Genomic DNA, 12,833 nt, shown 5'->3' with positions numbered 1-12,833 from the left:
CGGTCCGGACTCGGAACGGGAGCGGGCGGGAGGGGGAGCCTCGGAACCGGGGCCGATGGGCGATTTGAGAGAGTGGTCCCATGAACGCGGACACCACGGGACACCACGCCGGGCCTCATGTCGTCGTCGCCGGAGGCGGTATCGCCGGACTCGCCGCCGCCCACCGGCTGGTCCTCGCCGGCCACCGGGTGACCCTCCTCGAAGCGGGCCCGCGGCTCGGCGGCAAGCTCCTCGCCGGGGAGATCGCGGGCGCCCCCGTGGACCTCGGCGCCGAGTCGCTGCTCGCCCGCCGCCCCGAGGCCGTCGCCCTCGCCCGGGCCGTCGGCCTCGGCGACCGGCTCCAGGCCCCCGGGACGACCACCGCGTCCGTCTGGTCCCGGGGCGAGCTCGTCCCCATGCCCAAGGGGCACGTCATGGGCGTCCCCGGCGACCCCGCCGCCGTCGAGGGCCTGCTCTCCGCGGAGGGCGTGCGCCGGATCGGCCTCGACGCCGAACTGCCCCCGACCGAGATCGGCGACGACATCGCCATCGGCGCGTACGTCGCCGCCCGCATGGGCCACGAGGTCGTCGACCGGCTCGTGGAACCCCTCCTCGGCGGGGTGTACGCCGGTGACGCCTACCGCATCTCGATGAAGGCCGCCGTCCCCGCGCTCTTCGAGGCCGCCCGCACCCGGCCCACGCTCACCGCCGCCGTCCGCGCCGTCCAGCAGGCCGGTGCGGCCGTCCCCGCCGACGCGGCGGGCGCCGCCACCGGCCTCGGCGGCTCCGTCTTCCTCGGCGTCGACGGCGGAGTCGGCACCCTGCCCGGCGCGGTCGCCGACGCGATCCGCGCCGCCGGCGGCGAGATCCTCACCGACGCCCCCGTGACCGGGCTCCGCCGCACCGGGGCCACCGGCTGGCAGGTCGTCAGCGGGGACCGGGTCCTCGCCGCCGACGCCGTCGTCCTCGCCACCCCCGCCGGGCCGGCCGCCGCGCTCCTCGCCCCGCACGCGCCCACCGCCACCGCCGGGCTCGACGCGATCGACTACGCCTCCATGGCCCTGGTCACCCTGGCCTTCCGCCGCACCGGCATGCCCGCCCTGCCGGGCTCGGGGTTCCTCGTGCCGCCCGTCGACGGCCACACGATCAAGGCCTCCACCTTCTCCTCGCAGAAGTGGCGGTGGGTCACCGACGGCGCCCCCGAGCTGTTCGTGCTGCGGACCTCCGTCGGCCGCCACGGCGAGGAGGGGCAGATCCACCGCGAGGACGCCGACCTCGTCGCCGCCTCCCTCAAGGACCTCGCCGCCGCCACCGGGCTCACCGCCCGGCCCGTCGCCACCACGGTCACCCGCTGGATCGGCGGTCTGCCGCAGTATCCGGTCGGCCACCTCGCGCGGGTCGCCCGGGTCCGCGAGGCCGTCGCCGCCCTCCCCGGACTGCGCCTCGCGGGGGCCGCGTACGACGGCGTCGGTATCCCCGCCTGCATCGCCTCGGCCCATCGGGCGGCCGACGAGATCATCGCCACGTCGAAAAGGGCCGACCCCGGTGCGGGGCACTCCCTGTGACGGGCGAGAATAGGCGTATGAGTGCGCCCGAAAAGATCCCGAACGCCGGTAAGAAGGCGAAGGACCTCAACGAGGTCATCCGCTACACCCTGTGGTCCGTCTTCAAGCTGCGCGACGTTCTCCCCGAGGACCGCGGCGGCTACGCCGACGAGGTCCAGGAGCTGTTCGACCAGCTCGCGGCGAAGGACATCACCGTCCGCGGCACGTACGACCTCTCCGGTCTGCGCGCCGACGCCGACGTGATGATCTGGTGGCACGCCGAGACGAGCGACGAGCTCCAGGAGGCGTACAACCTCTTCCGCCGCACCCGCCTGGGCCGCGCTCTGGAGCCGGTCTGGTCGAACATGGCGCTGCACCGCCCCGCCGAGTTCAACAAGTCGCACATCCCGGCCTTCCTGGCCGACGAGAACCCGCGCGACTACGTCTCGGTCTACCCCTTCGTGCGCTCCTACGACTGGTACCTGCTGCCGGACGAGGACCGCCGCCGGATGCTCGCCGACCACGGCAAGATGGCCCGTGGCTACCCGGACGTCCGCGCCAACACGGTCGCCTCCTTCTCCCTCGGCGACTACGAGTGGCTCCTCGCCTTCGAGGCCGACGAGCTGCACCGCATCGTGGACCTCATGCGTCACCTGCGCGCTTCCGAGGCGCGGATGCACGTCCGCGAAGAGGTCCCGTTCTACACCGGTCGCCGCAAGAGCGTCGCCGACCTGGTGGCGGGCCTGGCCTGACGGCCGTACGCAGACCTGGTGGTGGCCCGGCTCCCGGCCGGGCGCGCCACCCCTCGACCCGGAAGATCAGACGGCAGGCGTGACCATGGCCTGGCGCTCCAGCGACACCGGGTCCGGCTCCGGGTGCGGCGCGCGTGACGCGCGCCGCACCGGCGTCATTTCCGGGACCTTCTTCGCTCTCAGCCCCCGCCGCGCAGCGCCGCACGGAGCTCCGGCTCCAGGACCGCGGGCCCGCGCGTCGCGAGGGCCGTCAGAGGGTCCGCGGGGGAGAGCCCCGCGAGCAGCCGCTGCCCGGCCGGCGATGCCCAGCGGGTGTACGGGTACACCTCGGTCCGCCCGATCAGCAGACAGAGCCCCGACGCGAGCAGCGGCAGCGCGAACCCGGCGAGGACCGCGGCCCGTTCGGCGGCCGGCCCGAGCAGCGCGGACACCGTCCCGAGGGCCAGGCTCAGCAGGAATCCCGCCCGCACCGCCCGCAGCCCGGCGGACACCTCCCGCCGGCCCGCGGCGGACACGGCGAGCCCCCGTGCGACGAGCCGCTCCGCGAGCAGGTGTACGGAGTCGGCGGCGGCGACCCGCGGACGTACGGCGGGAATCGGGGCCTGCCCCTGAGGGCCCAGAGCGCCGATCACGGCCCGCTCCAGCGGGTCCGCCGCACACGCGCCGGCGTCCAGGACCGTCGCCCAGCCGGTGCGGGCGAGGAGCAGCCGGCGTTCCCGGTGCATGGACACGAGGGTGAGATCGGTGACCCGCAGCGGGCCGCCGGCGAGGTAGGCCGCCTCACCGACGGTGAGTTCCGGCGCGCTCCCCTCCGGAGCCTCGGCGCGCGGGGGCAGGGCCGCCGCGAGCGTCGCCCGGCAGAGCCGCGCACAGCCGACCCCGGCCACCACACACGCCACGAGCAGCAACGGAACCCAGACCATGAACGAGTTGTACGGGAGGCGGGGCGGGCCCGCCACCCGAACGGGTGATCAGCTGCTGGAGCTGGAACACGAACTCCCGCTGGAACTGGAGCTGGAGCACGAACTTCCACTGGAGCTGGAGCACGAACTCCCGCTGGAGCTGGAGCACGAGCTTCCGCCCCCGCCGCAACCGGAGCCGCCCCCGGAGCAGGACCCGGACGAGCACGACGAACCGGAGCCGCCGCCCGAGCAGGAGCCACCGCCCGCGCCACCCCCGCCGCCGCACGCACTGGTCCCCGCACACCACACGGTGGCCGCCGCGAAGTCGTCGTCCGCGCCCGAACCGCCGTAGTGGTGCCGCGCCACGGGACGCCGGCCGCCGCGTCCGCGTCGCCGGGGCGGCCCGTAGATCCGGGCCGCGGCCAGCAGCTGCTCCCGCAGCACGGCGTCGGGCAGCGCCCGGAGCCCGTGCAGGGCCACCAGCAGGCCGGCGTCCGCGAGATGGGCGTGGGCCCGCCCGTACGCCAGGGCCGCGCGCCGCCCGGCCGGGGTGATCTGCCGGGCGCTGAGCGACCCGCAGACGATGGCGGTGACCATGGTGGCGATCAGGATCGGCGCCACCTTGAAGATGAACGGGACGGGCATCCCCGAGTCGGTGTCCAGGGTGGTCGCGAAGTCCACGACCGTGAGGACGATCGACACCGGGAAGAACACGAAGGTCGTGACGGCGGCCACGCCGCACCACCGGGCCGTGGCACGCCGGGTCGCCGGATCGACGACGAGCCCGCGCACCGCGAGCCCGTCGCCGATCTCCTGGACCGCCGGGTGCCGCATGACGGCCATCCGCAGGTGGTGCAGGGCCCCGTGCGGGGCGGCGGCGTGCTCCTGGAGCACGGCGCGCTCCACCGGGTCGTACGCGACGGGGCGGACGACGGCCACGATGCCGGGGCCGCCGATCGCCAGCCTGCCGTCCGCCTGCAGGGCGCTCAGGGCGGTGTCGACGACCCTGGCGGGGCCGCCGTTGAGGAAGGCGGCCTCGTACCGGTCGTGGACCGGTCCGCCGGGTCCCCCGCGGGTCCGGGCGACCCGGGTGACGAGCACCGTGATGACGGTGATGCCGGCGAGATGGTAGAGCGCGACCAGGACGTTCACGAGCACCTCACTTCCGTACCAGTGCGTGCCGGGCGGCCCGTACGAACCGGGTGGCGCGGCTCGGCGGGCGGCTGCCCGAACGGTCCTGCCACCACTCCGTGAGCCGCCGCCGCGCCGCGGGATCATCCGGCCGCCCGGCGACGAGGAGGTGCTCGGCGAAGTCGAGCGCGTCGCGGCGGTAGCCGCCGGTCATGGGCCGGGATCGGGCGTACGCGAGGAACGCCGGGCGGTAGCCCTTGCCCAGGATCTCGGGGAGCTCCGGCGCCACCTTCGCGACGACCCCGGCCCGCTTGGCCGCGAGCGCCCGGCTCTGCACGCCGAGCCGTCGGCTGTCGAACCCCTCGGGCACGGGGGTCCCGGCGACGAGCGCGGACAACAGAGCGGCCTGAGCGACGGCGACGCGCTGCCGGGCGCCGGGCGCGGGCGCGGGGGCGGTCTCCGGTACGGGGGCCACGGGTACCACGGGGATGACGCTGGGCATCGGCCCACCGGAAACCCGGGCCCCGGCGCCGATGAGCAGCGCGTCCCGGGGCGCGGGCCTCGACGAGAGGGCGCCGTGCCGGTGGGCTGTGCGCACCGCCTCGGCCCCGGAGGAACGCGTGTCCACGACGGTGATCGTCCCGCGGATCGCCCGCAGCTCGTCGGCCAGCTCCTCCGCGGGGGGAAAGTCGTCGTCCCGCTCCAGCAGCACGCCAGGCGGCGCGACCCGCGAGGCGAGGTCCGCCAGCACGTCGAGCACCGCGCCCGGCACGGGGTGCGCGTGCGTGTCGTGCCAGACCCCGTCCCGCTCGACACCTCCCGCCACGTGCACGTACGCGATCGCTTCCACCGGCAGCTCCGACAGGGCCCGCGCCGGGTCCTCGCCGCGGTTGACGTGGTTGGTGTGCAGATTGGCGACGTCGATGAGGAGCCGTACCCCCGTACGCTCCACGAGCTCCGCCAGGAAGCGCCCCTCCGACATCTCCTCGCCCGGCCACGAGACGAGCGCCGCGATGTTCTCCAGGGCGAGCGGTACGGGCAGCGCGTCCTGCGCGATCCGTACGTTCTCGCAGAGCACGTCGAGCGCGTCCCAGGTCCTGGGGACGGGAAGCAGATGGCCCGCTTCGAGCTGCGGGGTCGCGGTGAGCGGGCCCCCGGCCCGGACGAACGCGATGTGTTCCGTGACCAGCGGCGCCCCCAGCGCCACCGCCTTCTCGCCGAGCGCGGCGAGCCGCGCCGGGTCGGGGCGGTCCGCGCCCCCGAGCCCCAGCGAGACGCCGTGCGGCACGACGGTGACGCCGCGCTCGCGCAGCCGCGTCAGGGAGTCGGGGAGATGGTCGGCGCAGATGTTCTCCGCGACGACCTCCACCCAGTCGATGCCGGACAGTCCCTCCACCGCGTCAGCGATCTCGGGACGCCAGCCGATGCCGATGCCGAGTTCCGTCATGTCCCCCTCCTTCGGTCCTCAGTCACCCACGTGATGGCCCCGGCGGAGGCGTTCGAATCCCAGGAGGGTCACGTTCAGAGGTTGATTTGAGGTTCCGTTCGGTCACGGCGAACGGAGGGGGTGCCAGGTGGTGACGGCTAGGGTCGCGGCAGCCGCAGTCCCGGGGCGAAACGGTCGCTTCCCTCGGCCACCACGGTGGGGCCGGGAGCGATCTCGGTGAAGCCCGCGTCCCGGACCAGCGGGAGACCGCTCGCCGTCAGCGCGGGCCACTCCTCGGCCGACGCGGTGCGCACCGCGAGCGGGAAGCCCGCCTCGTGCCAGGCCTTCCGCTCGGCGTCCCCCATCGCCCACCACAGCAGCTGGGCCCCGTGCCCGGCCTGGGCCATCGTCTTGCCCGCCGACATGTCGAGCTCCGGGTTGATCCACAGCACCACCGCGCCGTCCGGTACGGGGCCGGGCGGGGCCGGGTCGTCGAGGTCGGTGCCCGAGACCTGGAGCTTGGCCAGCTCCTTGGGCCAGCCGTCGAGCGGGACCGGCGGGAAGACCCGTACCTCCGCCTCCAGGCCGTCGACCGTGATCCCCGGGAGCGCGCCCGCGCGCCGCCACTCCGCGCCGCGCGCCCGGCGCACCACCTTGCGGATCCTGGCGTCCTGCCAGTCGGTCATGGCCTGCGCCCACGGGCCCTCGCCGAGCGAGCGGTCGTCGGTGAGGATCTCCAGGACGGCGCGCGCGGCGGTCTCCAGGGCGTCGGTACGGGACGGCGGCGCGTCCCGCTCGATCCGTACGACCAACGGCAGGACGAACTGGGGCTTCTCATCACGGAGATCGGTCTCATTGCTGCTCACCGGGCAAGTCTGCCACTGCCGTCACGAGCGTTTCTTGGAGGAACGAGCAGTTCCGGGCCAGGATGCCCCTCATGAAGAGTGATCTTTTCGCCGGCGAACACCTTGCCGAGACCGCAGATTTTCCGGGGATGACCCTCCAGAACGCCAAATCCGTCAAATACACCGTCAACGGTGAGATGCACGCCCGCCAGGGATCGATGATCGCCTTCCGCGGCAACCTCCAGTTCGAGCGCAAGGGCCAGGGGATCGGCGGCCTGCTCAAGCGGGCCGTCACCGGCGAGGGCCTCGCCCTGATGGCCGTCCGCGGCCAGGGCGAGGCGTGGTTCGCGCACGAGGCGCAGAACTGCTTCATCGTCGAGATCGAGCAGGGCGACGCGTTCTCGGTCAACGGCCGCAACGTGCTCTGCTTCGACTCCACCCTCCACTACGAGATCAAGACCGTGAAGGGCGCCGGCATGACCAGCGGCGGCCTCTTCAACTCCGTCTTCTCCGGCTACGGCAAGGTCGCCCTCATGTGCGAGGGCAACCCGATCGTCATCCCCGTCACCCCGCAGGCCCCGGTCTTCGTCGACACCGACGCCGTGGTCGGCTGGAGCGAGCAGTTGCACACCTCGCTCCACCGCTCGCAGTCCGTCGGCTCGATGATCCGCGGCGGCTCCGGCGAGGCGGTGCAGCTGAAGCTGGAGGGCCAGGGTTTCGTGGTCGTCCGTCCCAGCGAGCTGACCCCGCAGAAGACCTCGAATTGAGGCTGGAGCGGGTGGGGCGCCGCCACGGCCTCCGGGGGGCGTGGATCCTGCGCGAGGTGGACCTCGACCTGCCCGCCGGGGCCCTGGTCCGGGTCGTCGGCACGAACGGCACCGGGAAGTCGACCCTGCTGCGGCTCGTCGCCGGCGTCGACGCGCCCACCACCGGCCGGGTCACGGGCCGCCCGCCCCGCACGGCGTACGTCCCCGAGCGCTTCCCGGCCGCGCTGCCCTTCACGGCCACCGACTACCTGGTCCACCTGGGGCGGATCCAGGGTCTCGGCACGGCGGCGGCGCGCGCCAGGGCGAGGGAGTGGCTCGAACGCCTCGGGGCGGGCGAGCACGCCCGTACGGCCATGGCGGAGCTCTCCAAGGGCACGAGCCAGAAGGTCGCCGTGGCCCAGGCCTTCCTCGCCGATCCGTCCCTCCTCGTCCTCGACGAGGCCTGGACCGGCCTCGACACGGGCGCGCGTGCGGAACTGGACGCGGCGGTCCGCACCCGCCGGGCGGGCGGCGGAACCGTCGTCTTCGTCGACCACGACCCGCGCCGGCTGGAGGGGGAGCCGTCCGCGGTGTACGAGGTGCGGGAGGGACGGGTCAGGGAGGCCCCGGGCCCCCCGGCCGGCCCCGCCCCGGGTCCGGTGCGCGCGGGCGGCGGGCCGCGGCCGCGCGTGCGGATCACCGTCTCCGACGGCCCGCGCGCCCTCCCGCCCCCGGAGCGACTTCCCGGTCACCCCCTCGTCGCCCCCGGACCCGACGGCGACGGCACCACCGTCCTCACCGTCGACGCCGGCCACTCCGACGCCCTCCTGAGCGCGCTCCTCGCCGCCTCCTGGCACATCCACCACCTCGGCCCCGAAGGCGTACGCGTATGACGGCGCTCCTGCGCTACCAGACCGGCCTGCTGCTCCGCTCGCAGCGCTGGCTCGCCCCGCTCCTCCTCTACGCGGCCTTCCTCGCCGTCGGCGTCGACGCGGGCGAGCCCGTCCTCGGCGCGCTCGGCCTCACCGCCGGCGCGCTGCTCCCCGTCACCGCCTGGTGCGTACGGATCTGTGTCACACAGGAGCCGTCCGCCGCCCGGAACGTCGTCGCGGCGGCGGCCGGCCGGGGCCGCGCGCATCTCGCGACGCTCGCCACCGGGACCCTCCTGCCCGCCCTCGTCGGCGCGGTCGCGGTCCTCGCGGTGACCGCGACCGGCGACCGGCGCGGTGTCACCGCGCCCGCCGCCGCGACCACGGGGCTCCTGGCGGCTCTGGCCTGCGCCCTGACGGGCGCCGCCGTCGGCGCGCTCGCGTCCCGCCCCTTCGTCCGGGCCCCCGGCTGGTCCGTCGCGGCCCTGGTCCTGGGCTCGCTGCTCGCCCTGGTGACCACCGGCTCACCGGCGAAGCACGCGATGACGGCCCTGATCACCGGCGCCCGCACGGCGACCGCCGACCCGCCGTGGCTCGCCTGCGGGGGCGCCGTCCTCCTCGCGGCGGTGTGCGCGGTTCTCGCGTGCGGGGCCACGGCCCGCCTGGAGTGAGTACGCTCGAAGGCATGAACGACACGACCGAGTCCACCGAGTCCACGTCGTACTGCGCCACCCCGGAGCCCGGCCCGAGGCCCGAACCGGCGGCCGAGGGGCCCTTCGCCGCCTGCGTCCTGTGCCAGGAGCCGACCGAGTACCCGGAGTCCACGAAGGGCATCACCCTGTGCCCGGTCTGCGAATGGCGGGAGGCGGAGCGCACGGCCTGCTCGGGCTAGGGGGCCGCTCCTTCGCCCAGCCGCGCATCCGCCGAGCGGCTCGTCGGCTCAGCCGCGCATCAGCTCCGAGACCTTCACGAAGCGGTAGCCGCGGGCCCGGAGTTCCGGGACGATGCGCTGGATCGCCTGCTCCGTGACCGGGGCCGCGCTGCGCGTGCAGTGCATGACCACCAGGGAGCCCGGCTTCACCCCGTCGAGGACCTGCTCGGCCACCGCGTCCGCGTCCTGTGCGAAGGCGTCGCCGCTGACCACGTCCCACTGGACCGCCGTCACCCCGGCCGGGGCGAGCGCGTGGAGGGCCGCGTCGTCGTAGCAGCCGCCGGGGAAGCGGAAGTACGGGACGACGTTGACCGCCCCGGCGTCGCGGAACGCGTCGAAGGCCCGCTGGACGTCGTCCGCCATGTCGGGCTTGGCGACAGTCGGGAGGCCGTAGCAGGGGGACGCGAAGGCGTAGTGGCTGTAGGAGTGGTTCGCGATCTCGAAGCGCGGGTCGCGGCCGATGGACTTCGCCTGGTCCGGGTACTCCTCCGCCCAGCGGCCCGTCATGAACACGGTCGCGTCCACCTTGAGCCGGCGCAGGGTCTCGATGAGCTGCGGATTGTCGAAACGCTCGCCCTGCGCGGCCCGCGGCCCCTGATCGGCCGTCATGTCGGCGTCGAAGGTGAGCGCGACGACCTTCTCCGCGGCCTTCCCCGTGCTCTTCGCCCGGTGCGAGTACACGGGGGTGAGGCCGCCGGGTCCCGGAGCCATGGTGGGCGGTGCGGCGGGGACGCGCGCGGGCTTGGGGCCGGCCGCCGCGGCGCTCGCCCGGGGCGAGGGGCTGGTGGTGGCGGCCGGTTCCTTCGCCTGCGGGGCCGGGGGCGTGTCGACGGCTTCCCGGCCACAGCCGACGAGGGCGGCGCCCAGAAGACCGAGCGCCGCCAGGTTTCGTACAGAAGTGTTCACGATCGGAAGTTAACTGATCAAAGTGTTCTCACGCTCGCGACTCGACAGCAGCAGCACCCGAGTCCACGCACTGAGCTGACGCACCATCGCGCCGACGTGCGCGGCCCGCTCCCGCCGGAAGGGCAGGACGAGCAGGGCGGGCACGAAGGCGAGCGTCACGAGCAGCAGGGGAAGGGTCGCCACGAGAACGATGAGGGCGCGCTGGCCCCAGCGAAGAGTACGCATCGGGTTCCTTGGGTCGTGTGGGGTTTCGGATGAGCGAGCCCCCACCGTCGGACCCGTCCGGTACGTTGCGAAAGCCGCAACTGTTGCCGGTGTCGCGGCAACGCCCAGGGGGAGGTGTGCGATGACCGAAGTCGCCCGTACGCAGGGGAGTTCGTCGGAGATCGAGCGCGGCGGGGTCGCCGAGGTTGCTGCCCTCGGCACCGTGTTGACGGAGCTCTTCAGACGCCTGGGCGTCACCCAGACCCAGTACGCCCACCGCGTCCACCTCGACAAGTCCGCCGTCTCCCGCTACCTGAGCGGCCGCCGGCTCGCGCCCCAGGAGTTCGTCGACCGGCTGGTGAGCGAGGTCGAGGAGCACCTCGGAGCGCCCCTCAGGGCGGAGGCGAAGGAGGCACTCAGGAGCCGGCGCCTGGAGGCGCTGCGCGTCTGCAACCCGGACGAGTTCCAGCTGGAGAGCCTGCGGGGGGAACTGGCCCGCTCACGCCGGGACACCCGGCGCGCGGAGCGCAACATCGAGGCGCTGCAGACCCTCCTGGAGGTGAAGGAGGGCGAGGTCCGCCGCCTCGCCGACGACCTCACGCGGCTCCGCCTGGACTGGGGCGCCGAGCGCGCGGACCCCGCCCCCACCTACGACCTGCTGCGGGAGATCGCACGGCTCCGGCAGGACCTCGAGGACGCCGAACACCTCCGAGCGGAGGCGGAACGCCACGGCGAGGAGCTGCGGGACCAGGTGCTGCGCCTGGAGGAGGAGCTGTCGCGGCGGAGCTCCTCCACCGGAGCCGTGCCCCTGGCGGCGTTCAAGGACCAGCTGGCCGAGCTGTGGGGGGAGGAGAACTTCCCCGAGGCGAGCCGCGACCTGACGGAGGCGGCGTGGTCGCGGCCGCTGGACGAGGTGACCGAGCTGCTGAACTGGGTGAAGGAGACGGCGGGGCTCACCCCCGCGGTCACGTTCGTCGCCGACGTCGCACGGCTCAGGCCGCTGGAGGACGTGCTGGCCTTCGCCCCCGAGGTGTCGTGGCAGGGGCGGTCCCGGATACAGGAGTCGTGGACCAACGCGGTGGCCGCTCGGGTCACCTCTCGCAACGCGGCCGTCGTCTTCCAGGGGCTGCGGAAGACCGAGACCCACTCCGACTCCGAGAGCGATCGGGTCCTCGCCGAGGTGGTGTCCCGCGTGCGGAGCGACGCGCAGGCCGTCGACCTCGTCACGGCCGCGCTCTCCGGCACCTCGGCGCCGACGCGGCTGCGGCGCGTGGCGGAGACCCTGGCCCGGAGGCGCCGGGGAGACCGGTTCGGGCTGAGGGTCTCGATCGGCCTCGTGGGGGCCGGCCGGCACGACGTGGCGGCTCTCGTGCTCGCCGCCGCCCTGCCGGACGGCAAGGGGCCCGAACCCGACGACGTGCGGCTCGGCGTCGTCGTCCAGGAGCTGGAGGACGCGCAGATCGAGGCCCTGTTCGATCTGGTGACCTGGCTGGACGACACGAGGCTCATGACCACCTTCGCCGTGTGGCTCAACCACCTGCACGACTCGACGCTCCTGTACCGGCTCTTCACCACGATGGCGCGGCAGGGGCGGCTGGGCCTGCTCGACCTCCACGCGTCCACGGCGCTGAGGGATGCCGTCGGCGGCTGGCGCCGCCACTCACGTGGCCAGTAGCCGCCGCCGGCTCTCGTCCACGTCGAAGTCGCCCGGCGGGTACTTCGGGTCCAGCGCCTCCAGGTGTTCGAGGAGGAGCGTGCTGATCGCCCAGTTCCGGTACCACTTGCGGTCCGCCGGGACCAGGTACCAGGGGGCCTCGTCCGTCGTGCAGCGTTCCAGGGCGATCTCGTACGCCTCCTGGTACGCCGGCCACTTGCCGCGTTCCTCGATGTCGCCCGCGTTGAACTTCCAGTGCTTCTCCGGGTTGTCCAGACGCTCCAGCAGGCGGCTGCGCTGTTCCTCGTACGAGATGTGCAGGAAGACCTTGACGACCGTCACGCCGTCCTCGGCGAGGGACTTCTCGAAGCGGTTGATCTGGTCGTAGCGGCGTTCGAGCTGCCCGCGCGGGACCAGCTCCCTCACCCGGGCGATGAGGACGTCCTCGTAGTGCGAGCGGTCGAAGATGCCGATCTCGCCCGGCTCGGGGAGAGCCTTCATGATCCGCCAGAGGAACGGGTGGTTCCGCTCCTCCTGCGTCGGGGCCTTGAAGGCACGGATGCGGCAGCCGGACGGGTTGAACAGGCCGATGACGTGCTTGACCGTGCCGCCCTTGCCGCTGGTGTCCATTCCCTGGAGGACCAGGAGCACCCGCCGGCGGTCACCGGCCGTGCTCGCCGCATACAGGCGTTCCTGCAGGTCCGCGAGGCGCGGCGCGAGGGCGGCGGTGGCGGCGAGACCGGCCGCCTTGTCGGCGGGGCCGCCCGGGGTCGCGGAGGCGTCGTACGCGGCGAGGCCGACGCGCTCGCCCTCGGGGACGCGGAGCAGCTCCCGCAGGGGAGTGGGCCCGGAGGTGCGCTTGTGCTTCCTCCCGGCGTCCTTCCCGCCCTTCTTCCTGCCGTCCTGCCCGCCGTCCTTCCCGCTGTCTTTCCGGCCTTCCGTCT

Annotated in this window: 14 protein-coding genes; 7 read left to right on the top strand and 7 right to left on the bottom strand. The window is 74.0% G+C overall.

The annotated features are described in order from the left end of the window. The first annotated feature begins 80 nt into the window (after positions 1 to 80). Together hemG and hemQ are read left to right on the top strand one after the other, a co-directional pair. Positions 81 to 1,544, top strand: coding sequence for a protoporphyrinogen oxidase (hemG, locus tag ACIP8Z_RS29015; protein ID WP_402088583.1), 1,464 nt, complete (start codon positions 81 to 83; stop codon positions 1,542 to 1,544). A gap of 17 nt (positions 1,545 to 1,561) precedes the next feature. Beyond that, entirely contained in the window at positions 1,562 to 2,275 is a 714-nt protein-coding gene (gene hemQ / locus ACIP8Z_RS29010) for a hydrogen peroxide-dependent heme synthase (RefSeq protein WP_229313113.1), read from the top strand. Between the two features lie 179 nt (positions 2,276 to 2,454). Here hemQ and ACIP8Z_RS29005 read toward each other — a convergent pair whose 3' ends face one another. The 4 genes from ACIP8Z_RS29005 to ACIP8Z_RS28990 all read right to left on the bottom strand — a co-directional run bounded on the left by ACIP8Z_RS29005 (position 2,455) and on the right by ACIP8Z_RS28990 (position 6,600). Beyond that, positions 2,455 to 3,198 carry a TIGR04222 domain-containing membrane protein gene (locus ACIP8Z_RS29005; protein ID WP_402088580.1) on the bottom strand — a complete coding sequence of 248 codons (744 nt, stop codon included), beginning with the start codon at positions 3,196 to 3,198 and terminating at the stop codon, positions 2,455 to 2,457. Positions 3,199 to 3,246: 48 nt separating this feature from the next. Further along, positions 3,247 to 4,335: a TIGR04222 domain-containing membrane protein gene (locus ACIP8Z_RS29000; protein WP_402088577.1), complete on the bottom strand. Its 1,089-nt coding sequence runs from the start codon at positions 4,333 to 4,335 to the stop codon at positions 3,247 to 3,249. Between the two features lies 1 nt (position 4,336). Next, a complete protein-coding gene (locus ACIP8Z_RS28995) occupies positions 4,337 to 5,755 on the bottom strand; it encodes a DUF692 family multinuclear iron-containing protein (protein ID WP_402088574.1) in 1,419 nt (472 codons plus the stop codon). A 137-nt stretch (positions 5,756 to 5,892) separates the two neighbouring features. Beyond that, positions 5,893 to 6,600, bottom strand: a complete 708-nt coding sequence (locus ACIP8Z_RS28990) for a peptidyl-tRNA hydrolase (RefSeq protein ID WP_402088571.1) — start codon at positions 6,598 to 6,600, stop codon at positions 5,893 to 5,895. A gap of 71 nt (positions 6,601 to 6,671) precedes the next feature. On the opposite strand from ACIP8Z_RS28990, the gene ACIP8Z_RS28985 reads away from it, so the two are divergent. The 4 genes from ACIP8Z_RS28985 to ACIP8Z_RS28970 are packed head-to-tail and all read left to right on the top strand — an operon-like array spanning position 6,672 to position 9,086. Then, entirely contained in the window at positions 6,672 to 7,346 is a 675-nt protein-coding gene (locus ACIP8Z_RS28985) for an AIM24 family protein (RefSeq protein ID WP_355959888.1), read from the top strand. Further along, complete coding sequence (locus ACIP8Z_RS28980; RefSeq protein ID WP_402088568.1) at positions 7,343 to 8,218, top strand: ATP-binding cassette domain-containing protein; 876 nt, start codon at positions 7,343 to 7,345, stop codon at positions 8,216 to 8,218. Before ACIP8Z_RS28985 ends, ACIP8Z_RS28980 begins: the two co-directional genes overlap by 4 nt. Beyond that, complete coding sequence (locus ACIP8Z_RS28975; protein WP_402088565.1) at positions 8,215 to 8,865, top strand: ABC transporter; 651 nt, start codon at positions 8,215 to 8,217, stop codon at positions 8,863 to 8,865. Before ACIP8Z_RS28980 ends, ACIP8Z_RS28975 begins: the two co-directional genes overlap by 4 nt. Before the next feature lie 14 nt (positions 8,866 to 8,879). Beyond that, a complete protein-coding gene (locus ACIP8Z_RS28970; RefSeq protein WP_402088562.1) occupies positions 8,880 to 9,086 on the top strand; it encodes a hypothetical protein in 207 nt (68 codons plus the stop codon). A gap of 48 nt (positions 9,087 to 9,134) precedes the next feature. Here ACIP8Z_RS28970 and ACIP8Z_RS28965 read toward each other — a convergent pair whose 3' ends face one another. After that, positions 9,135 to 10,031: a polysaccharide deacetylase family protein gene (locus tag ACIP8Z_RS28965; protein WP_402088559.1), complete on the bottom strand. Its 897-nt coding sequence runs from the start codon at positions 10,029 to 10,031 to the stop codon at positions 9,135 to 9,137. Positions 10,032 to 10,040: 9 nt separating this feature from the next. After that, positions 10,041 to 10,256: a hypothetical protein gene (locus ACIP8Z_RS28960; protein ID WP_402088556.1), complete on the bottom strand. Its 216-nt coding sequence runs from the start codon at positions 10,254 to 10,256 to the stop codon at positions 10,041 to 10,043. Between the two features lie 121 nt (positions 10,257 to 10,377). Here ACIP8Z_RS28960 and ACIP8Z_RS28955 point away from each other — a divergent pair, with 121 nt between their 5' ends. Beyond that, positions 10,378 to 11,910 carry a helix-turn-helix domain-containing protein gene (locus ACIP8Z_RS28955; RefSeq protein WP_402088553.1) on the top strand — a complete coding sequence of 511 codons (1,533 nt, stop codon included), beginning with the start codon at positions 10,378 to 10,380 and terminating at the stop codon, positions 11,908 to 11,910. Here the strand turns inward: ACIP8Z_RS28955 and ACIP8Z_RS28950 are convergent. Continuing rightward, positions 11,896 to 12,726, bottom strand: coding sequence for a PPK2 family polyphosphate kinase (locus tag ACIP8Z_RS28950; RefSeq protein WP_402088892.1), 831 nt, complete (start codon positions 12,724 to 12,726; stop codon positions 11,896 to 11,898). The genes ACIP8Z_RS28955 and ACIP8Z_RS28950 overlap by 15 nt on opposite strands. Between the last annotated feature and the right edge of the window lie 107 nt (positions 12,727 to 12,833).

The organism is Streptomyces sp. NPDC088553 (assembly GCF_044752965.1).
In the GTDB taxonomy this organism is placed as follows: domain Bacteria; phylum Actinomycetota; class Actinomycetes; order Streptomycetales; family Streptomycetaceae; genus Streptomyces.
The sequence above is the reverse complement of the archived record's forward strand: the minus strand, read 5'-3'. Positions and strand labels throughout refer to the sequence as shown.

Coding starts and splice junctions, on each gene's coding strand:
- ACIP8Z_RS28975 (WP_402088565.1), top strand. CDS start 8,215: ATGACGGCGCTCCTGCGCTACCAGACCGGCCTGCTGCTCCGCTCGCAG.
- ACIP8Z_RS28955 (WP_402088553.1), top strand. CDS start 10,378: ATGACCGAAGTCGCCCGTACGCAGGGGAGTTCGTCGGAGATCGAGCGC.
- ACIP8Z_RS28995 (WP_402088574.1), bottom strand. CDS start 5,755: ATGACGGAACTCGGCATCGGCATCGGCTGGCGTCCCGAGATCGCTGAC.
- ACIP8Z_RS28985 (WP_355959888.1), top strand. CDS start 6,672: ATGAAGAGTGATCTTTTCGCCGGCGAACACCTTGCCGAGACCGCAGAT.
- hemG (WP_402088583.1), top strand. CDS start 81: ATGAACGCGGACACCACGGGACACCACGCCGGGCCTCATGTCGTCGTC.
- ACIP8Z_RS28960 (WP_402088556.1), bottom strand. CDS start 10,256: ATGCGTACTCTTCGCTGGGGCCAGCGCGCCCTCATCGTTCTCGTGGCG.
- hemQ (WP_229313113.1), top strand. CDS start 1,562: ATGAGTGCGCCCGAAAAGATCCCGAACGCCGGTAAGAAGGCGAAGGAC.
- ACIP8Z_RS29005 (WP_402088580.1), bottom strand. CDS start 3,198: ATGGTCTGGGTTCCGTTGCTGCTCGTGGCGTGTGTGGTGGCCGGGGTC.
- ACIP8Z_RS28970 (WP_402088562.1), top strand. CDS start 8,880: ATGAACGACACGACCGAGTCCACCGAGTCCACGTCGTACTGCGCCACC.